The sequence below is a fragment of the Chryseobacterium shigense genome (assembly GCF_014207845.1).
GTDB classification, from domain to species: Bacteria; Bacteroidota; Bacteroidia; order Flavobacteriales; family Weeksellaceae; genus Chryseobacterium; species Chryseobacterium shigense_A.
Map to the genome: position 1 here is coordinate 256,773 of NZ_JACHLC010000002.1, position 21,705 is coordinate 278,477.

General features: G+C 38.0%; 15 protein-coding genes. 10 read left to right on the top strand and 5 right to left on the bottom strand.

Annotation, left to right across the window (positions count from 1 at the left end):
* Positions 1–940: 940 nt before the first annotated feature.
* Together HNP36_RS10940 and HNP36_RS10945 are read right to left on the bottom strand one after the other, a co-directional pair.
* Positions 941–1,468, bottom strand: a complete 528-nt coding sequence (locus HNP36_RS10940) for a hypothetical protein (protein ID WP_184163002.1) — start codon at positions 1,466–1,468, stop codon at positions 941–943.
* A 291-nt stretch (positions 1,469–1,759) separates the two neighbouring features.
* Complete coding sequence (locus tag HNP36_RS10945) at positions 1,760–3,145, bottom strand: hypothetical protein (protein ID WP_184163005.1); 1,386 nt, start codon at positions 3,143–3,145, stop codon at positions 1,760–1,762.
* 1,012 nt (positions 3,146–4,157) lie between these two features.
* Here HNP36_RS10945 and HNP36_RS10950 point away from each other — a divergent pair.
* Positions 4,158–6,686 carry a DUF5686 family protein gene (locus HNP36_RS10950; RefSeq protein ID WP_228456348.1) on the top strand — a complete coding sequence of 843 codons (2,529 nt, stop codon included), beginning with the start codon at positions 4,158–4,160 and terminating at the stop codon, positions 6,684–6,686.
* A gap of 418 nt (positions 6,687–7,104) precedes the next feature.
* On the opposite strand, the gene rpmA is transcribed toward HNP36_RS10950, so the two are convergent.
* Positions 7,105–7,362: a 50S ribosomal protein L27 gene (gene rpmA, locus HNP36_RS10955; protein ID WP_027383144.1), complete on the bottom strand. Its 258-nt coding sequence runs from the start codon at positions 7,360–7,362 to the stop codon at positions 7,105–7,107.
* A gap of 12 nt (positions 7,363–7,374) precedes the next feature.
* Positions 7,375–7,953, bottom strand: coding sequence for a 50S ribosomal protein L21 (rplU, locus tag HNP36_RS10960; RefSeq protein ID WP_184163009.1), 579 nt, complete (start codon positions 7,951–7,953; stop codon positions 7,375–7,377).
* A 193-nt stretch (positions 7,954–8,146) separates the two neighbouring features.
* Between rplU and HNP36_RS10965 the strand changes: the two genes are divergently transcribed.
* From HNP36_RS10965 to HNP36_RS11000, 8 genes are all read left to right on the top strand, one after another.
* Positions 8,147–9,034 carry a metalloprotease gene (locus HNP36_RS10965; protein ID WP_184163012.1) on the top strand — a complete coding sequence of 296 codons (888 nt, stop codon included), beginning with the start codon at positions 8,147–8,149 and terminating at the stop codon, positions 9,032–9,034.
* Positions 9,035–9,146: 112 nt separating this feature from the next.
* Positions 9,147–10,235, top strand: a complete 1,089-nt coding sequence (locus HNP36_RS10970; RefSeq protein ID WP_184163015.1) for an acyltransferase family protein — start codon at positions 9,147–9,149, stop codon at positions 10,233–10,235.
* A 75-nt stretch (positions 10,236–10,310) separates the two neighbouring features.
* The gene (locus tag HNP36_RS10975; protein WP_184163018.1) at positions 10,311–10,889 is read left to right on the top strand and encodes a tRNA-(ms[2]io[6]A)-hydroxylase; all 579 of its coding nucleotides are present in this window, start codon (positions 10,311–10,313) and stop codon (positions 10,887–10,889) included.
* Between the two features lie 22 nt (positions 10,890–10,911).
* Entirely contained in the window at positions 10,912–11,529 is a 618-nt protein-coding gene (locus HNP36_RS10980; protein ID WP_184163021.1) for a DUF502 domain-containing protein, read from the top strand.
* Between the two features lie 93 nt (positions 11,530–11,622).
* On the top strand, positions 11,623–12,999 hold the full coding sequence (locus tag HNP36_RS10985) for a tryptophanase (protein ID WP_184163024.1): 1,377 nt from the start codon (positions 11,623–11,625) through the stop codon (positions 12,997–12,999).
* Positions 13,000–13,232: 233 nt separating this feature from the next.
* Complete coding sequence (locus tag HNP36_RS10990) at positions 13,233–14,312, top strand: FAD-dependent oxidoreductase (protein WP_184163027.1); 1,080 nt, start codon at positions 13,233–13,235, stop codon at positions 14,310–14,312.
* Positions 14,313–14,317: 5 nt separating this feature from the next.
* Positions 14,318–15,475: a pyridoxal phosphate-dependent aminotransferase gene (locus tag HNP36_RS10995; RefSeq protein WP_184163031.1), complete on the top strand. Its 1,158-nt coding sequence runs from the start codon at positions 14,318–14,320 to the stop codon at positions 15,473–15,475.
* A 161-nt stretch (positions 15,476–15,636) separates the two neighbouring features.
* A complete protein-coding gene (locus HNP36_RS11000; protein ID WP_184163034.1) occupies positions 15,637–18,066 on the top strand; it encodes a TonB-dependent receptor plug domain-containing protein in 2,430 nt (809 codons plus the stop codon).
* A gap of 139 nt (positions 18,067–18,205) precedes the next feature.
* Here HNP36_RS11000 and HNP36_RS11005 read toward each other — a convergent pair whose 3' ends face one another.
* On the bottom strand, positions 18,206–19,423 hold the full coding sequence (locus HNP36_RS11005; RefSeq protein WP_184163038.1) for a PQQ-dependent sugar dehydrogenase: 1,218 nt from the start codon (positions 19,421–19,423) through the stop codon (positions 18,206–18,208).
* Positions 19,424–19,651: 228 nt separating this feature from the next.
* Here HNP36_RS11005 and uvrB point away from each other — a divergent pair, with 228 nt between their 5' ends.
* On the top strand, positions 19,652–21,643 hold the full coding sequence (uvrB, locus tag HNP36_RS11010; RefSeq protein WP_184163041.1) for an excinuclease ABC subunit UvrB: 1,992 nt from the start codon (positions 19,652–19,654) through the stop codon (positions 21,641–21,643).
* Positions 21,644–21,705 lie beyond the last annotated feature (62 nt).

A 21,705-nucleotide genomic window follows, 5' to 3' on the forward strand; every position in this document is an offset into this window, starting at 1 on the left:
CTGCCAGGCGAAAGCTTTGAATACTCAGCCTATTTACTTGGGGAAGCACTTTCTGTTCCGTTAACAATTCCTGCTATTGGATAAAAATTCAATAATCTTGTTTTGATAAAAAAGCTGTGCCCAGTTTTTTCACAATATCCTTTCGTGATTTTTAAGTACCCTTTACAGAGCTTCACTCCGTAAAGGGTACAGAAGGATTCATCATTTGTGTTAATAGAATCTCTTTATTTCGTTTCTTAGTATCTTCTACATAACCTCACACCATAGAATAATACCGGGTGCTAATCATTTGTGTTAATTAGAGTTTTTTTAGAGTTTTTTTAGATCTTCTAAGGATAGTTCTAGTAGCATTATCTGGCTGTCTTTGAAACCAAACATCGTATACTGTCTACTTTTGTTTCTTCCATCACCCGTTTCTATCATAATCCGCAGTGTATAACCCCATTTTTTTTTCTGGATGAGATAATCTTTTATGTAGCCTTTTGGCAATTCGACGGAAGGAGGGATCAATTCTTTTTCCCATGGGTGAAAAATCCGAATCGTCATAAATTCTTTGAAATATTCATACTGAAAACATCTTATCCGGAACAATATGAAACTCCCCAGACAAGTGAAAACCCCAGACAACCATAGCATAACCCATTCTTTTTGAACATTGAACGTAAAAAAAATGATAAAAAGAAAAAGTAGAAAACTACCAATAACAGCCGTTGTCAATGTCCATATATAGACATTTATTACTTTCTTATTATTCAGTATCATGATTGTTTTAAAAATTATAAACACTAAAAAAGAAAAGACAGAAAGTCATTGAATTTGAGTAGAATGGTTGAGGATTAATATAAATTCTCATCCCCATCTTGTCTTTTTATAATGTTTTTTCGATTGAAGTTTGGTCACACATTCGCATCTGGGCTATATCACCTTTCAAAAATTCTCACTAGTTTATGTAGCTTGAATTTAAACTCATTGACATCATAGCACAGGTCATTTCTGCTCCTGCTGTAGTACCGTTATTGTATGTTCTGGACATTCTCACCTCTATAGTATGGCTACCTTCCGTTAAAGCTTTAACAGTACTTAATGAAAACTGAGCCTGTGCTCCGTATGTTGGCTCTTGTGCTGTCAAAAATACATTTGTCGCAACACCATCAATATAAAGCTTTGCCGTATAATATCCGCCTCCACCACCTGGGGGATTTGAAATATAATCTATACCAAGCATAAAGTTTATAAATACAGCTCTTCCTCCAGCCGGAACGATCACTGTTTGGTTGGAATTTTTCACGGTTGTCCACCCAGTATCATTTACATCAAACTTATTTGAAGACTGTGCAGGACCGCTACCTCCAATGGATACTTCTTGTGTACTTACACTAGCAGTTGCAGCATTAGGAATTGTAATAACATTACCACTAGCGTCCACTCCTAATGTCTGTCCAGAGCTGGGTGCAGTTGATGAGTTCATGTTAGAAAATTTCAATCCGGAAACACCTGTAGTTCCAGATCTGATCTCTAATTTTGAAGATGGACTAGTCAGTCCAATCCCAACATTCCCGCCAGGAATTACTACAAAATCATTCAATTGCTCCGTGAGAGACGGTGTTCCAGAACTTGCGTTATCTTTTGAACTATCAACGTTAAATGCCCCTTGTGGGTTGGAAGTATTAATCCCGACTTGAGAATAGGCAAATAGAATTTGTGTCAAAGAAAATAAACTTAAAAATTTTTTTTTCATCGTTGTTTTTATGTTAAGTTTTTATAAGCTAAATTTTTCTACAAACAAAGTTACCGAAGATGCTACAGATGGTACAGATCCACTGGCTGCTATGTCTCCATTAACATTTGCTGTCACTCTATAAACATCTTTTGAGTTATGAAGAGTTATAATAGCATAGGCTATATCTCTGTTACTTGGGTTTATGTCTCTTGTTGCATTTCCAATCTCTCCTGTAAAACTATACCAAGTTCCTGCTACCGAGGCCTGTCTGCCCCATTCCTCTAAATTTGTACCTCCGTTTCCTCCTTTATGATACAATATTGTTACATGGTTGGATTGAGATACTTTATACTCTATATTGGCGGCACTGGAACTTGTACCGTTAAACCGGATACTTATATTCCCAATAGTTACCTCTGAATTTGCAGGAGTACTTGAATTAATAGGACTTGTCACACTTCTGGCATAATTAAGAGTTTGAGAACCAGGTTCGGTTATAGTGGGTACACCAGATATATAACCTAATACTCCATTTGTATCTGATACCAAAGTTCTGGTTGCTGTGAAAGTCTGGTTCTGGCTTGAAGACACACCTCCTACAGATGTTGTATTGATTGCATTAATTGCACCATTCAATGGCAATCCTTGCAGCCTTACATTACCATTGTTATGAAGTCTTTCAGTAGGTACTGAAGTATTAATTCCAAAATTACCTGTATTATGTGCAAAACGCGCCCATTCGGTAAAAGCTGTATCACTTATATATTTACCAAACGATATGTGCCCTTGGGTATTCGCACCTGATGTATAAATTCTCGTTCCTGGAGAGTTGCCTGTGCCTACCTGAGGACTTCCAACCTGGGTTAAACCATATTTTTGACCAGCAACAACAAAGGCTTTTCCCACTCCCCAATCAGAATCTTGTGAAAATTGTATATAGCCATTTACATTAAGCTTTGCGCGACTGTCTAATCCATCTATTCCTATTCTGCTGTCAATCGTATTTCCTACAAAATTGAGCGTTCTTCCATCCATATTTACTGTACGATTAGAGATGAGCGTACCATCGTTATTGTAAATATTGATACCAGTTGCTGAAACTCCTGTTTCTTTTAACTTCGTCCATACATTGGTCTCATCAAAATAATAATAACCTACGGCATCTATGTTTGTAGCAGTTCCCGTCTGTGTACCAGTGGTAACATCGTTTACATAGATCAGTGTAGAGTTAGTCACATTCACCATACTTTGTGCCCTTTGTCTGTCAACTCTTGGAACAAGAAGTCCATCTACATTGGCAGAAGTACCTGTTGCATTCTTTGCAGTAATATCCAATGTGGCCGCCGGCGAGGATGTATTAATTCCAATCTGCGAGAATGCAGCAATAGAGGCAAATAATGCCGGTAGAAATAATGTTTTTTTCATATTGTGTTATTTTTATTAAAATTGATTTGAAAATCCCGTGAGGTAATTGCTTAGGGAACCATACAATTTGATCCGACAATATTACAACAGCAAACAATACTCCTGCAAAATAGTGGATATAACACGTATATAACACTTTACAAAAAGCTAATAATCAAAACATTGCAAGTTGTTCGGGTCATTATTCCAGCATACTAAAATCCACAAATGTTATATCTTTGTTATATCTGTTTTAAAGCACAATCATATTCAGATAATCTAATATTGTGTAAAATTTAATAGTCCGGGATAATATTCTTTAGATCGATAAAATATTTATTCAGTACGGGTTAGATAAAATTCCTTTTATGATGGATATTATTTTTTTCATGCTGCCAGTTTTTTTACCGGAATAACAAAAAGCACTCTTTCAGCATAGCTTCAGCAATAAATTCAGGATCATGGTCTTTTTCCTTTATCATAACTACGCCCATAATTAACAGTTTTTCCACAAAACAATGAATATGTTAATAACAGCTGTTATTGAATAATTCAGTTAATGCATCAACTTTCTATTAAATATTTGTGGAAAAAGTATTACAAAATTGAATAATCAATTGAAAACAAAATAAATACAACTGTTAATAACCTGTGGAAAAAATATTAATAGCCTATTAGTACACTATGAGAAACATCTTTAAAAGCAGAATACAACACTGCATAACCTGTTAAAAACTTATGGAAAACCTATTAATAAAGCATTAAAAGTCATAAGTAAACTGTGGAAAAACTGTTAGTTATAAATAATCAATCATCTATTCTCCTTGGGTCTTTTTTATATAGATCCATTTTATTAACATTCCCTGCTTTACCTAAAAATCTATTATCACCAATCCACTAATTGCCATAATCTTTTACTGTTATTTTCATTACATTTGCAGTTTTGTGATTTTTTACGAAAAACGTAAAAAAATATGATCTTTTTTAAATAAACAGCACGCTTTTTGTTTGTGCTAATTGCTTGAAGAAACAAATGATGTTAAATAAAAACCCTAAATATTATAATCTCTTTTTTCTGTTCTTTATATCCTGCCTTACATATGCACAGAACACAGCGAACGGGAGAATTACAGATGCCAAAACCAATAAAGAAGTTTCCGGTGTAGATATCTTTATTAATGATAATACTGAACCTTTTTTGAAAACCACTTTGGGAAACTTCAGTGTTCAGTCCGACAGTATTATTTATAAACTAAAATTTTCGAAGAAGAATTATTCCACTGAAACCGTTACTGTTACTCCCGAAAACGCAGCCAATGTTTTCGTGCAGCTTTCACAGGAAAAAGTAAGCAGCATTGGCGAAATTGTTATCCACAACGAAAAACCCAAATACAAAAACAAAAAAGAAAATCCCGCCTATGCCATCATGCAGGAAGTGTGGAAAAGAAAACGGAACAACGGTTTAGAGAAATTCGACACCTATACCTATAAAGAATATGAGAAGATCCAGTTTGATGCCAACAACCTGGACAGTGCCTTTATGAGTAAAAAGATCTTTAATAAACTTGACTTTATTTTTGATTATGCAGACTCCACCGCCAGTGGAAAAATCGGTCTTCCTGTATTCCTGAATGAGTCTATCTATGAAAACTACGGGGAAAACAAACCGGGGAAAAAGACAAAAAGATTACTTGTTGCCCAAAAGACATCCGGGTTCCAGGATAACCAGGTAATTACCATTACAGCAAAAAACCTTTACAGGGATATCAATATTTACGATAACACATTAAATTACTTCGACATCGGATTTCCAAGCCCTGTAGGAACAAATGGTTTCAGTACATATGATTATAATTTAACAGATACCATTTCCATCCACGGCGAAAATGCTTATAAAATAAGATACCAGCCCAAAAGAAAAGATGTCTTGGCTTTCCAGGGCTATCTTTATATAGATACAGACAACTATGCTGTCTTAGGGGCTACTTTAAAATCTACACAGAAGATCAACGTTAATTTCATCAACAGCATTTCTACAGAACTGGAATATGATAATCCCGATGAAAACACCTTCCTACCTAAAAAATTCATTACAGAAATAGAACTTACTCCTTTTGCAAAAAAAAGGACCTCCAAAAGTATTATAGCCAAACGCTCGGTTGATTACTCGCAATACGAATTCAATAAACCTCTTGACGATAAAGTATTTACACGTAAACAGGAAGAATATGACGACAAATTTGTTGATAAAGATGATGCCTATTGGGTAAAAGCAAGACCCGATTCATTATCCAAATCCGAACAGGGCGTTTATGAAATGCTTGACAGACTTCAACAGACCCCAAAATTCAACCGTATCGTTAAAATTTACGAAACACTTGCTTCAGGATACTACAACGCTTTCAAAGGTATTGACATAGGCCCTATCTTCTCTATTTACGGTAAAAATGAAGTGGAAGGAGACAGAATAAGACTTGGAGCAAGAACTTATTTCGGGCAAAACGACCCGTGGAGAGTTCAGTTTTATACAGCGTATGGATTCAAGGATCAGCAGGTTAAATATGGAGCGGAAGCCCGTTACATGTTCAACAGGGTGAACAGATTCATGATCGGAGCCGGAACAAAAAGAGATATTGAGCAGCTGGGCGTACAGCTTACTACCGACGACGGAATTATGGCCCGTACCTTTGCTTCATCTACCCTTTTTGCAAGAGGTGAAAATGCTTCTTTAAGCTCCATCAACAAAACCAATATTTTCGCTTCTATCGAGCCGTGGAAAAATTTCCAGATAAGGGTAGACGGAACATTACAGAGTATAAAATCTGCCAATCCGGATAAATTCAGCTTAATGTATTACCAAAACGGCAATCTTAGAAAAACCCTGAACGACTCTCACGTTACCTTAAGTTTAATTGCAAGACCGGGAGCCAAATTCTCCCAGACAGGTGTTGACCGCTATGAACACGGAACATTGGCACCTACTATTATATTAAAGTATACCAGAGGAATTGAAGGTCTTTTTAACGGTGATTTCAATTACAACAGGCTTCAGTTTATGTTCTACAAGCCAATATTAATCGGAAGCTGGGGCAAGACCATCGTCAACTTTGAGGCAGGAAAAACATTTGACACTGTTCCGCTGGCTCTTCAGAACGTAGTTCCGGGAAACCAGTCGTACAGTCTTGCACAGAATACATTTGCACAGCTTAATTATTATGAATTTGTAGCAGACACCTATACAACACTACATCTCGAGCATCACTTCAACGGAAAAATACTTTCCTTCATCCCTTTAATCAAAAAACTGAAACTTAGGGAAATCGCCTTCATAAGAACTGCATACGGAACTTTAAGCGATGCTTCTAAAGCGATTAACGTGGAAGGATTCAAATATTCAGCGCCAAGCGAACAAATCTATTATGAATACGGATTCGGAATTGAGAACATCGGAATCGGAAACCTGAGAATATTCAGGGTAGATTTCAACTGGAGAGGAAATTATCTCGACAGGCCGGATATTTCAACATTCGGAATAAAAGCAGGATTCCAGGTAGGATTTTAAAACACAGGCTCTTTATCAAATGATAAGGAGCTTTTTTTAATCTAAAAATCCCCGGCTAATACCAGGGATCGTTTTCAATAACTTATCTATTTTTAACATCCGCACGGATCTGGGATCCATGACCATATCAGGACATTTAAATTCTGTTGTGCAGTCCATGAGCATCACTCATTCTCCACAAGCATTTGTTGAAGAAGGACATACAAAAGCACATTCATTGATACATTTTCAACCCTTTTTGCTTTAATTCATCACCGACTTCTATCTGCCGCTTACATGATATATAATCTGACAGTTGACAAATATATAAATATTTCACTACAACCAGAATATTAACGAAAATATTTTCCTCCCACATAACAAGCACAAAAAAACCTCAGCAATGCTGAGGTTTACATTTTATAAAACGCTAAATTAATTATGCGTTTGGCTCTACAGATACGAAAGATCTGTTGTTTGCTTTCTTTCTGAAAACTACTTTACCGTCTACTAGTGCAAACAAAGTATGGTCTTTACCAATACCCACATTTTCACCTGGGTGGTGTTGCGTACCTCTCTGTCTGATAATAATATTTCCGGCAATAGCATCTTGTCCTCCGAAAATCTTCACACCTAATCTTTTAGAGTGAGATTCTCTACCGTTCTTGGAACTACCGACTCCTTTCTTGTGTGCCATTTTATTACTGGATTATTTGTTAAGTGCTTTAAATTGATCGATGTTCTTGATGATAGCAGCATCTACTTCTTCATGAGTAAGAACATTCTTTTCTAATTCAACTTTAACTGCTTTACCTAAAGTAATTAAAGTCTCTCTGTTTTCTTTAGACTGAGACAAGTTGTTTTTCTTTAAGTGATAGTTCAGTTCATGATCTTCACCAAAGTTAACAGTTGCGTTGTCTGAAAGAACTTCAGCTTTCACAGTTTCTTTTTTAGCAGCAGCTTTCTTAGAACTTCCGTCAAAACCAGTGATACCAGTGATTTTAATTTGAGTTAAAGATTGTCTGTGACCATTTTTTACCTTGTAACCTTTTCTTCTTTTCTTTTTGAAAACGATTACTTTATCAGCTTTTACGTGGTCTAGGATCTCTGCATCTACAGTGATTCCGCTTACAGCTGGGGCGCCTACAGTGATTGAACCGTTTACAGTAAGAAGAATTTTATCAAAAGAAACTTTGTCTCCTTTTTCTCCTTTTAAACGGTTTACAAACAACTTCTGGTCTTGCTCAACTTTGTATTGAAGCCCTGCTATTTCTACAATTGCAAACATTGTTTATAAATTTTTAGTTATTTCGAGGTGCAAATATATGAATTAATTTCTAAATAGCTTACAATCAGTATCGTATTTTTTCAGTAAAAACACAATAAAAAATCATTTCACTATATTTTGAATAATTTTTAACATTAAAGTGCTCATAATTAAGAGATAATTTATATCTTCGCTATCACCAAAAAAATTTTATATGAAAAGAAACTTCAAATTCTGCTTATTGGCAGGAGCCATTGCCGCTTTTTCATTATCAGCGTGCCGTGATGACAAAATGGAAGAATCTGTTCTTCCTGAATCCCAGTCTGCAAACGCAAAGATCGAACAGCCGGGAGAGCTTGAAAAGACCTGTTCTTACGTAGATCAATACTGGAGCTCAACCTCAGTACTGAAAACCGGTCTTCAGAACACAGCAGACACCAATTTCATGAATACCCAGATGACCAAAATTGCAAGTCTTTGGGGAAGAAGCAATCCAACCCTGAGATTTGTAGATGACCCTTCCAATTTCAACTCTACTTACAACGCCATCTCCTACTCTACAGGAAAAATTTATTATGGCTATGCTATTTACGCTGATGCCAAAAATAAAGGAGGAGATATTGTAAATGCCATGATCCTTGCCCATGAATATGGCCACCAGTTACAGTACATTTTCGGGCTTCCTTCTGTAAGTGAATCTACAGCCAGACCAAATGAACTGGAAGCAGACGGCTTTGCCGGATATTACCTGAGAAGACCAAACGGATACAACAAGACCAATTTCTCAGAAATTGCCGCCGCTTATGAATTTGCACAAAGCATCGGAGATTACCAGACTACAAGCTCCAACCACCATGGAACACCTCCGCAGAGAAGATCCGCAGTACGTTTAGGATTCCTTCTTGGACAGTATGATCTTACAGCAGCCAACTTCGACTATAATTTCTTCTATTATTATCAGGGAGTATTAAACGGAACTTACAAAATGGGTAAAAATTCTGTTAATCCGGAGATTGATGCTTATATGAGCCAATATATGGATGAACTTAAAAAAATCCAGACCGGAGAAATTTCCGAAGAAGAATTTAAACAACTTCAGTAAACATTCATTTTAGCATATTTAACAAAGGAGGCAGGCAGCAATGTTCTGTCTCTTTTAGTTTATTTGATACATGTCCCAAAGTTTATTTACTTTTGAACCAGATCCTACGATAATGAACAGAGACCTTTACATTGATTTTGCCAAAGGAATGGCAACTCTTTCCATCATATTCATCCACACAGCATTTTGGTCAGGCCAGTTTTACATTCCGGCAGAAGTCAGGGTATTTTCTCTGGTATTTGATGTCGCCCTTTTTTATGCCCTAAGCGGAATCACCTCCGGATCCAATGTTGAAAAGACATTTTACAGGCTGTTAAAACTTCAGATCACCTATATGATCTTTGTAACATTCCTGTTCCTTCTTGATTATTTTTTCAAAGTTTTCGGATTAACGTTCTTCTCTGTGGAATGGCTTCAGAAATTTTATTCAACTTTCGGGTCAAAATATGCAGCCACAGGTGTTTCAGATATTCCACAATGGCAGAACCTGGGAAACTGGTATCTCCATCAATACACCAATGCAGACACTTTCCCTGTTGTAATGGGAAGCTTCTGGTACCTTAAAGTTTATTTCATCCTGGCTGTTTTCGGAGCCCTGATCCTGCGATTTTTCCCAAAGCACATCAACTGGTTCATAGGACTTTGCCTGGCTTTAACTTTAATATTCAATCTTTTTCCGGAATATTATCCGGGAGGACAGGTAGGTTATGTCGCTTTTTATCTTGCCGTTTTCCTAATTGCAAACAGAATGCGTGGTAAAAAAATACCTGCAAAAATTATTCCTGTACTTTACACAATAGTTGCAGCAGCTTTAATCTGGATGTTCTGGTATTACGGAAACGAGATCTTTTACAAAATCAATAAAAATAAATTCCCTCCAAAAATCCCTTATATCATTTGGTCCCTGTTTTCATTAACTACATTGTTTGTACTCTACAACAGGTTAAAAATCACAAAAGAAAATTTCGTTACCCACATTGGTAAGAACGCCATCTTTTTTTATTTTGCCCAGGGAATAAGCTCATCCCTTGTGTATTTCATTGTTGTTTCTTTACAGGAAAATATGCCGTGGTGGCTGCTTATGATCCTTATTTATATAATTAATATACTCTTAGCTTTCGCTATTGCAGCAGGATTAAAAAAAGTGGACGATCTTGGGTGGAAAATTTTGGAATTTTTAAGGAAAAAGACTGCTTCCTGATACTTTAGATACCAATTTGAAATAAAATAAGCTTTCTTATTGCAATTTATTTTAATTTTACAAAAAATTCAAAGCATGTTTAAGCTGAAACTTCCTACCGATCCAAGGTGGGCAAATATTGCTGAGGGAAACATTGAAGAAATTTTAACGGATCATGCATGGTGCGAGCAAAAAGCAGCAACAAATGCGATAGGTTTAATTACCATGCTTCCGGAATATCCTGAAATTGTTACAGAGCTTCTCGCCATTGCGCAGGAAGAGCTGGATCATTTTAACCAGGTTCATGAGATCATCAAAAAAAGAGGCTATGCTTTTGGCAGGCCAAGAAAGGATGATTACGTAAATGAACTGGCTAAATTTATTATCCAGGGAAGCAGGGAGGATCTAATTGTGGATAAAATGCTTTTCGCAGCCATGATTGAAGCCAGAAGTTGTGAAAGATTTAAAGTTCTTACCGAAAATATAAAAGATGAAGAACTTAAAGCATTCTACAAAGAGCTGATGATCTCCGAAGCCAACCATTACACCACATTTATAGGATTTGCAAGACAGCTTGGAGATCCCGAAAAAGTAAACAGCCGTTGGGATGCATGGCTGGAATACGAAGCAGGCATCATCAAATCATACGGAAATAAAGAAACCATTCACGGTTAAAATATAAAAGTAAAAATCCAAGTTGAAAAAACTAACCTTCGAAAATATTGCCAATTTTTTCCTGAAAAATTTCTTTCAGGGACTGGTTATTATTGGACCAATAGGGCTTACCATCTTTGTGATCTGGTATATTGTAAGCGCTATTGACAATATCATTCCTTCCGTTGCCAAAGAAATTCCCGGGCTGGTTTTTGTTTCAACCATACTTATCACTGCGGTTCTGGGATATCTTGGAAATAAATTTGTAGTGGGAAGATTCTTTTTTGATACGATGGACAGCCTTCTGGAAAGAACTCCGGGAGTAAAACATATTTATACCCCTACAAAAGACGTTATGTCCTCATTTGTGGGAGACAAAAAAAAATTCAACGATCCGGTCTGGGTAAAAACCAATGAAAATCCTGAGATATGGAGAATTGGTTTCCTGACCCAAAAAGAAATGTCGGACGTTGAGAAGCACAATTACGTTGCGGTATATCTGCCCCATTCCTATGCTATTTCAGGATGGGTAATTGTTACTGAAGAAAAAAACATCAAACCTGTAGTGGGAATGACTGCTGCTTCTGCCATGAAGTTTGCAGTAAGCGGTGGTGTCGCCGGCTTCCATTCGGATGACAATATATTTAAGGCTCCGGAATAAACCCTTCCGTTTCTTTAAATATACATTGATGGATTTGAAATTATTTTCAAACAAGATTTTCTTTACAAACAACCTGATAAAAAATTTTAACGCATGAAATTACCGTACGCGGAACCATTCCGTATCAAAATGGTGGAGGAAATCCGCCAGTCTACAAGAGAAGAAAGAGAACAGTGGCTTAAAGAAGCAAGTTATAATCTTTTTAACCTGAAATCATCACAGGTTTTCATTGACCTTCTTACCGACTCAGGTACAGGAGCCATGTCCGACAGGCAATGGGGCGCACTGATGACGGGAGATGAAAGCTATGCAGGTTCCCGTTCTTTTGAACAGCTACAGAATACCGTTGAAAAAATCACCGGATTTAAATATTTACTGCCTACACACCAGGGAAGAGCCGCAGAAAACGTTCTTTTCTCCGTTCTTGTTAAAGAAGGCAATGTAGTTCCCGGAAATTCACATTTCGATACTACCAAAGGCCACATCGAGTTCAGAAAAGCCCACGCAATTGACTGTACCATTGACGAAGCTTTTGACATTAATGACCTTCATCCTTTTAAAGGAAATATCGACCTGGAAAAATTAGAAGAGGTTTATAAAAGCCATCCTAAAGAGAATATCCCTTTTTGCCTGATCACCATTACCTGCAATTCTTCCGGAGGGCAGCCCGTTTCTCTGGAAAACATGCAAGCGGTAAAAGAACTTTCCGATAAATACGGAATTCCTGTTTTCTTTGATTCAGCCAGGTTTGCAGAAAATGCTTATTTCATCAAGAAAAGAGAACAGGGCCAGGAAAACAGAAGCATCAAGGAAATCTGTAAAGAAATTTTCTCTTACGGAGACGGAATGACGATGAGCTCCAAGAAAGACGGTCTGGTAAATATCGGAGGATTCATTGCTTTAAACAGCGAAGAAGTTTTCAGAAAAGCATCCAATTTTACCATTATCTACGAAGGATTTATTACTTACGGAGGAATGGCCGGAAGAGATATGGCCGCTTTGGCTGTAGGTTTAGATGAAGCTACTGAATTTGCCTACCTTGAAAGCAGAATTTCACAGGTTGAATATCTTGGAAACAAACTGATTGAATATGGTATTCCTGTTCAGAAACCAATTGGCGGGCATGCCGTTTTCATTGATTCCCTGAATTTCCTTCCAAAAGTGTCCAGAGCGGAATATCCGGCACAGACTTTAGGACTTGAGATCTACAAGGAAGCAGGCATCAGGACAGTAGAAATCGGGACATTACTGGCAGACAGAGATCCTGAAACCAGGGAAAACCGCTATCCTAAGCTGGAACTGGTACGTCTTGCCATTCCTAGAAGAACATATACCAATAATCATATGGATTATATTGCAGCAGCAATCAAAAACGTTTACGAAAGGCGTGATGAAATTTCCAAAGGATATAAAATTACCTGGGAACCTGACCTTTTAAGACACTTTACAGTACAGCTTGAAGAAGCATAAAAACAGAACCGGGATTTATTTCCCGGTTTTTTGATCTATCTGCTTTTGGGGAAAAAAATTAATTCCAGTTTTTTAAAAACCAACAAAGCATTATGCTTTTCATTTAATTTTAAATCATATTCAATTATTTTTTCCAATTAATGAGTGTTTTTAATTTACATTTGCACATGTCAAAACAATAGTTTACAGATTTGTAAACTAAAACACTAACTGAAAAAATCCATTATTCCGAAATGAACAAAATTGCTGTCGTGGGCGCCGGCATCTCCGGCTTAAGCATAGCGAATTATCTGGAAAAACACCAATTAGATTATCACATTTACGAAAGAAGAAAAAAAGATGATCTTACCGGTCATGGCTTTCTGCTTCCGAAAGAGGGAATAGAATATCTTTCGCAGATCGTTGAACCTTCCGTTCTTTTTAAGCAGGGTAATTTTTTAAAGAAATACATCCGGTATTCACATACAGGGAAAGTACTTGCTGAAAAGGATCTCCATGATGTTTTTGTTATTTCAAGAAGCTCTCTGATTGACATCCTCGCCCGGAATATTCCTGCAGAAAAGATCTCATATGAAGAAACAGTAACTCCGTGCAGCATTCAGAAAGGAAAACTGAAAAAGCAGGATGGGACTTATATAGATGCCAATCTAGCCATCGTTTCAGACGGTTCCAAAAGCCGCATCAGAAGGGTAATATTCAAAGGAGAAACCATGAAAAGCGTCCGGGAAAATGAAGTCGTCAACATCATCAGATGCAGAGATGTTGCAGCACGTTTGGAGGATAATTTTATGAAATATCATCATGAAGATGGTGGCCTGAGTTTCGGAATTCTTAAGCTTTCCGAAGATACGGTCCTGTGGTACTCTCAGTTCGACAACGAAAAATACAGGATCAATGAACAATGTTCTGCTGAAAGCCTGAAAAACTATATGTTTGAAATTTTTGACAACTGGGATCCGATGGTATCTTCTATTGTTAAAGGATCAAATTACGAAAATGTTCATCTGTGGAGAGTATATGAACTTGAAAAACTTAATCCTTTTTACAAAGACAATATTGTATTCATAGGAGACGCAGCCCATCCGCTCATTCCTTTTACAAGCCAGGGTGTAACTTCCGCACTAAAAGATTCGTTTACACTGACGAAATATTTAACTTCAGAAAAAAACACCTCTGAAGCTTTCAGAAAATACGAAGCTGAAAGAAAACCGGAAATAGAAATCCATATCAGGAACGGAAGAACCCTTCTGGATCAGTTTCTGAAACCTCTTGATCAGCAGACAGAAAATATTTTACCCATATCATACAAATAAAACCCATGTTTACCAACAACGATATTAACTTTGACGCTTTAAAGAGAAAAGCCTATAACGGACGATGGGCAGCCATAGAAGAAGGAATTATTCCACTCACAGCTGCTGATCCCGACTTCAGGACCGCCCCCGAAATCGAGCAGGGAATTATAGAATACATCAAAGACGGATATCTGAGCTATGGCCCGTTCTCCGGACTTCCCGAATTCAAAAAAAACGTTGCAGAACATTTCAACACAGAGAAACATGGCAGTTTTACCCCGGAAAATGTACTTGCCGTCAACAGTGCTGCCCAGGGAATGTTCCTTATTGCATCCTATGTTTTAAAACCCGGAGATGAAGCCGTTATTTTAGATCCGGTAGATTTTCTCTTTAAAAGATCCGTGGAAGCAGCAGGCGGAACTGTAAAATTATGCCCTGTAGATCACATAACAGGGGACATCAATTTTGAAAAACTGACAGAGCTCATCAATCCGAAAACAAAGTTGATCAGCATTTGCAACCCCCACAATCCGCTTGGAAAAGTATATTCTAAAGAAGTTTTGAAAAAATTCTCCGAAATAGCGTCTGCCCATGATCTTTGGATAATGAGTGACGAAATCTGGAGTGATATCGTTTACGACAACCGGGATTTTCACACCTATTCATCCGTTTCTGAGGAAGCAAAAAGAAAGAGTTTTACAGTTTATGGGTTTTCAAAATCATTTGGAATTGCAGGATTAAGGATTGGTGCTGTTTTATGTAATGACCAAGAAATCCTTGATGATTTTACAGAAAAATCCAATTTCAATTCTACGATAGAGGGCGTTTCCACACTTTCGCAGATTGCCGCCAGTGTAGCCCTGGAAAAAGCAAAACCCTGGTATAAAGAATTTTTGAGCCACCTGCAGCAGAACAGGGATCTCGCATTCAACATTCTTAGCCGTTCGGAAATCCTAAGCCCGAATTTGCCTGAAGCCACTTTCGTATTATTTCCGGAGATTAAAAACAATTTAACCAGCGATGAATTCACCCAACATGTACTGCACCACGGAAAAGTAGCCGTAGTTCCCGGTTCCGAAAGATGGTTTGGAAAGGGCGCTGAAGGTCATATCAGAATTTGCTTTTCCACTTCCCGGGAAATTCTGGAAGAGGGACTCGACCGAATAATCAGAAGCTTTTAACGTTAAAATTTTTCGCTATTTAAATGATATTGATTAATAATTTTCTTGATTTAATGAAAATTTAATTTGTTTTAAAAAATTCTTACACAATAGCATATTTTCATGTTGATTTGACAGTAAAATTCAATATTTTTGATACAATCACAACTTAAATACGAAATATGAGATTGAAGTACACAAGCGTTCTTTTTTTAGGGACCGTATCTATGCTGTATTCACAAAATACAAATGATACAATTTCCAAAGAATCAAAAATAGATGAGGTTTCCATCACCGGAAGCCGGAATAAGAAAAGGACGGTTATCAACACTCCGGTTCCTGTAGATGTAATTGATATCAAGCAGGTAAGCCAGTCAACCGGGCAAATAGAAGTAAACCAGCTTCTTCAGTTCAGCGCTCCTTCTTTTAACTCCAACAAACAATCCGGATCAGACGGGGCCGATGCAACAGACCCGGCAACACTTCGCGGACTTGGGCCGGATCAAACACTTCTCTTACTGAACGGAAAAAGATACCACCAGTCTTCACTGATCAATGTCTTCGGAACGAAAGGCAGAGGAAATACGGGATCGGATATGAATACCATTCCCATCGGGGCAATAAAAAGGATCGAGGTTCTCCGTGACGGAGCTTCCGCACAATACGGTTCTGATGCCATTGCCGGAGTGATCAATGTTATTCTTAATGACCGCAACCACGGTTTTGAAGGCAATGCTTTTTACGGAATGAATCTTTTTAAAAGCCCGGGAAATAATGATGTGGTTTCAGATCATAAAATAGACGGAACCACTTTTGATTTCAGTGGAAATTTAGGAACAAAAATAGGCAATAAAGGAGGCTTTGGTAACTTCACCGTAGAATTTATCAATAAGGACCGTACCATAAGAAACGCAAACCCGGAGAAATACACATCACCAAGAGAAAGGTTTGGAGATGCAAAGTCCCAGAATATTTATTTCTTCGGAAACATAGAATTACCTTTATCCGATGGACTGAAATTCTATTCCCGCCAGGGGTTTTCCTATCGTAAGACCAATGCTTACGCCTGGACAAGAACACCGGATGCAGACGGAAATATTCCTGAAATATATCCTAACGGGTTTAATCCTATAGAAGATACCAGCATTACGGATTTTACTTTTGACAACGGATTGAAATTTAAAGTTGCCGATTGGGATGTAGATTTCTACAATGCCTTCGGAAGCAATAGGTTTACTTATCAGATAGACAACACTATAAATGCGACACTGGGAGTAAATTCCCCTACAAGTTTCAATGCCGGCGGTCATGCTCTTTTACAAAATACAACAGGCTTTAATTCATCAAAGCAATTCAATGTTCTTAAAGGACTGAACGTTGCCTTCGGTTCTGAATTCAGGTATGAGCAGTTTGAGATCATTAAAGGAGAAGAAGCGTCTTATGCCATGTATGATATCAACGGAAATGTTGTAACGGCAAGCACTCCCGGAAGTTTACTGGTTATAAATCCGCTTTCAGGCGATGTGCGTCCTGGTGGTTCGCAGGGCTTTCCCGGATATTCACAGGAATTTAAGAAAAACAGGAACAATTTTGCCGCATATATTGATACTGAGCTTGATATTACCAAAAACTGGATGATCAGTGTGGCTGGAAGGTTTGAAAACTATAGTGATTTCGGAAGTACTTTGAACGGTAAATTTGCAACCCGTTATGCCATTACCCCTCAATTGGCATTCAGAGGCTCGGTTTCTACAGGATTCAGGGCTCCTTCTCTTGCACAGAAATTCTATAGTCTCCAGTTTACAAATTTTCAAGGAGGAAATCTGGTTACCATCCAACTTGCTGCTAATGATAGTGATTTAGCAAAACTTATAATTCCTCAATTAAAACAAGAGACATCTTTGAATGGTAGTGCCGGATTTACATTTAATACAGGGAAATTTACTGCAACAATAGACGGATACTACATTAAGGTAAAAGACAGAATTGTATTAACCGGAAACTTCACTCAGGATGATGATGCGATTGGTCAAATTCTAATTGATAACCATATTGATCAGGCTCAGTTTTTTTCTAATGCATTAGATACCAGAACTAAAGGTATTGATATTATTTTAAGTTATACTGAAAATCTTGGCTCCGGGAAACTTTCCGCCACGCTAGCAGGAAATTACAACGAAATGGAGATCACCAAAGTAAATACCTCAGAAAAGCTGAAAGGCAAAGAAGATACTTATCTGAGCGCAAGAGAAAGGGCATTTATTTTAGCTTCTGCTCCAAAAACAAAGGTCAACCTGAATTTAAACTATAAGATTAATAAGTTTAATGCCAATGTTCAGCTTGTAAGGTTCGACAAAGTAAAACTGATCGGTTATGGCGGAGCAGATGACTATCAGCTATATGGAGCAAAAGTAACCACAGATATTTCTTTCGGATATGAATTCTCCAAAAACTTCAACCTGACTATCGGAAGCAAAAACCTATTCAACCGCTACCCAACGCTTCAAACAGCACATGTAGACGGAAATACAGAATCAGGAGGAATCTTTGACCCTGTACAGATGGGTTTTGCAGGAAGACAGGCTTTTGCCAGACTTAATTTCAAGTTTTAAAATATTATTTTTTTATTAAGAAGGCTGTATCAAAGATGCTGTTAATTTTAACACAAAAATTACCTTTCGCCTATTCGAAAGAAACTAAAATGGAACCGAAAAGTTAATTTAACAAAGCATTCACACGGTGCAGTCTTTTTTATTTTTTAGAGATTTTATATAATTTTCCGCTGTCTGTTACGGCATACAGATTCCCATCCATCCCATTCAGGACGTCCCTGAAACGTTCTTTCTGATCAGCCAGAAGCCTTTCCTCTCCTACTACTTTATTATCCTTCAACACAATTCTGTTGATGTGCTCACCGCTCAGGCATCCGATAATAAGATTTCCTTTCCACTCCTCCATATTTCCGGTATAAAAGGTTATTCCGCTTGGAGAGATCACAGGATCCCAGTAATAAACCGGCTGCTCTGTTCCTTCTTTTTGGGTAATTCCGTCTCCGACCTTCGCTCCTGAATATTCAATTCCGTAGGTTACATCTCCCCAGCCATAATTTTTCCCCGGCTGTATCAGATTGATCTCATCACCCCCTCTGGGGCCCATTTCAACATCCCAGAGTGATTCGTTTGGATCAATAGCCATTCCCTGTGGATTTCTTACACCGTAAGCATAAATTTCAGGCTTATAACCCTGTTTTCCAATGAAAGGATTCCCCGGTGCAGGTTTACCGTCTTTGGTAATTTTCAGTATTTTGCCTAAATAATTATCAGTTTTCTGGGCATAAACCCTTGTCACTTTATCTGATCGTTCTCCCGTACTTACGAACAGGTTTCCATCTTTGTCAAATTCAAGCCGGCTTCCGTAATGCTTATCTCCGTCATACGAAGGTTCTGCACGGAAAATAACTTTAATTTCCGAAATATTTTTAAGATCTGCTGAAAGTTTTCCTTTCGCTACTGATGTCAGATTTCCTTTTCCAAACGGTTCTGAAAAGCTGAAATAAATAATATTATTCGTTTTAAAATCAGGGTCAAGAGCTACATCCAGCATTCCGCCCTGCCCTTTTGAATCTACTTTTGGAAAGCCTTCGATTTTAGAGACCTGCTTTCCATCTGTGGAAACAACATTCATATGACCATTTTTATCGGTAACAAGAAATTTTCCATCCGGCAGATTAATAATCCCCCAGGGCCGGCCCAGATCTTTGCTAAGGATTTCTACTTTATAAGCAGTTGCAGTTTTAACAGCCTTAATCCGGGTTTGACCTTTAAACGCAGGCTTATAGTCCGTATTCGGTTTTTCGGTTTCTACGCTTCCGTCGCTTCCTTTCTGCTGAGCATTCGCATTGTTCTTGTTGCATGAAGACAAAAACAGAAGAATACTGAATGCCGGTACATAAAATTGATTGAATTTCATAGTGTTGTGATTAGTGGTAAAAAGATAAATGGAAAAATAATGCCACAAAAATTTGAGGTATAAATTTTTATTCTGCATTTATAGAACTCGCACCGATTAGAATGAAAGATATTTCTATATGAAAAAAACCAAGTATAATTGATTAAAAAAGCGGTAAAAATATTCATACCAAATACTTGATAAAGGCTAAAAATTTCTTTCGTATTTTTGTTGTATACATCATCTCCTATGAAATTCAATCTTCAATCAGAATATAAACCTACCGGCGACCAGCCACAAGCTATTGAGAAACTTACCGAAGGCGTTGAGATCGGGGAAAAATACCAGACCCTTCTCGGGGTGACAGGTTCCGGGAAAACCTTTACCGTTGCTAATGTTGTACAGAACGTACAAAAGCCTACTCTGGTGCTTGCCCATAATAAAACCCTGGCGGCACAGCTATTCATGGAGTTTAAGGAGTTCTTTCCGGAAAATGCCGTTGAGTATTTTGTCAGCTATTACGACTACTACCAGCCGGAAGCGTATATTGCCACAACCGGAACCTATATAGAAAAAGACCTGAGCATTAATGAAGAAGTGGAAAAGCTCCGACTTTCCGCAACTGCCAGTCTGCTCTCCGGAAGAAGAGATGTACTGATTGTAGCTTCTGTTTCATGTATTTATGGTATCGGAAACCCTTCAGAATTTCACAAGTCCCTTATTACATTGGCTATAGGAGAAAAAGTAACACGAACCGCATTACTTCATTCTTTAGTTAATGCACTATATTCCAGAACATTGGGAGACTTCCAAAGAGGTACATTCAGGGTAAAAGGAGATGTTATTGATATTTTCCCCGCTTATGCTGACAATGCAGTGAGAATCCAGTTTTTTGGAGATGAAATTGAAAAGATACAAAGCTTTGACCCTGTAAGCGGAAATGTGGAAGCCAATTTTGACCAGATCCAGATTTATCCTGCCAATTTATTCGTGACCTCAAAGGAAACCTTAAACGGCGCTATCAGAAATATCCAGGATGATATGGTCAAGCAGGTAGATTTCTTCAATTCCATAGAAAAGCCCCTGGAAGCCAAAAGACTTCAGGAAAGAACTGAGCTGGATCTTGAAATGATTAAAGAACTGGGTTACTGTTCAGGGATTGAGAATTATTCAAGATACCTTGACGGAAGGCTTCCGGGCACAAGACCGTTCTGCCTGATCGATTATTTCCCGAAAGATTTCCTAATGGTGATTGATGAGAGCCACGTTACCGTTCCCCAGGTTCATGCCATGTACGGTGGTGACCGAAGCCGAAAAGAATCATTAGTAGAATACGGTTTCAGACTTCCGGCCGCCATGGACAACAGGCCCCTTAAATTTGAAGAGTTTGAAGCCATACAGAATCAGGTAATCTATGTTTCTGCAACACCTGCTGATTATGAGCTGGAGAAAACCGGTGGAGCTTATATTGAACAGATCATCCGTCCGACAGGTCTTCTTGACCCAATTATTGAAGTAAGACCAAGCTTGAACCAGATTGATGATTTAATGGAAGAAATCCAGAAAAGATCTGATGCAGACGAAAGAGTTCTGGTAACTACCCTGACTAAGAAAATGGCTGAGGAACTTACAAAGTATTTTACAAAGTTCGGAATCAGGACAAGATATATCCACTCAGACGTAGAAACCCTAGAACGTATCCAGATCATGCAGGATCTTCGTGTGGGCCTTTTTGATGTGCTCATTGGGGTCAATCTCCTAAGAGAAGGACTTGATCTTCCGGAAGTGTCTCTGGTAGCCATTCTGGATGCCGATAAAGAAGGAATGCTCAGAAGCCGAAGATCCATGATACAAACAGTAGGACGTGCCGCAAGAAATGTAAATGGAAAAGCCATTATGTATGCTGACAAGATCACAAAATCTATGCAGGCAGCCCTGGATGAAACAAAATACCGCCGCAATAAACAAATACAGCACAACGAATCGAACGGACTTGTACCTCAGGCTTTAAATAAAAAGATCTCGGAAAATCTTGTGGGAAGAAGCAAAGACTTCCCTGATCCAAAATATACCCAAAAGGAGATCCTTCAGAAAGCTGCAGAAACAAAAGCCAGCTATGGAGGTGAAGACATTGAGAAAATAATTGGCCAAAAACAGAAAGAAATGGAAGCAGCGGCCAAAAGCCTTGATTTCATAAAAGCTGCGAAACTCAGAGATGAGATTGCCGCCTTGAGAGAATAATTGATTGTAAAAACAGTTTCGGGCGGCATCTTCGATGCCGCCCGAAACTTATATTTTCAGTT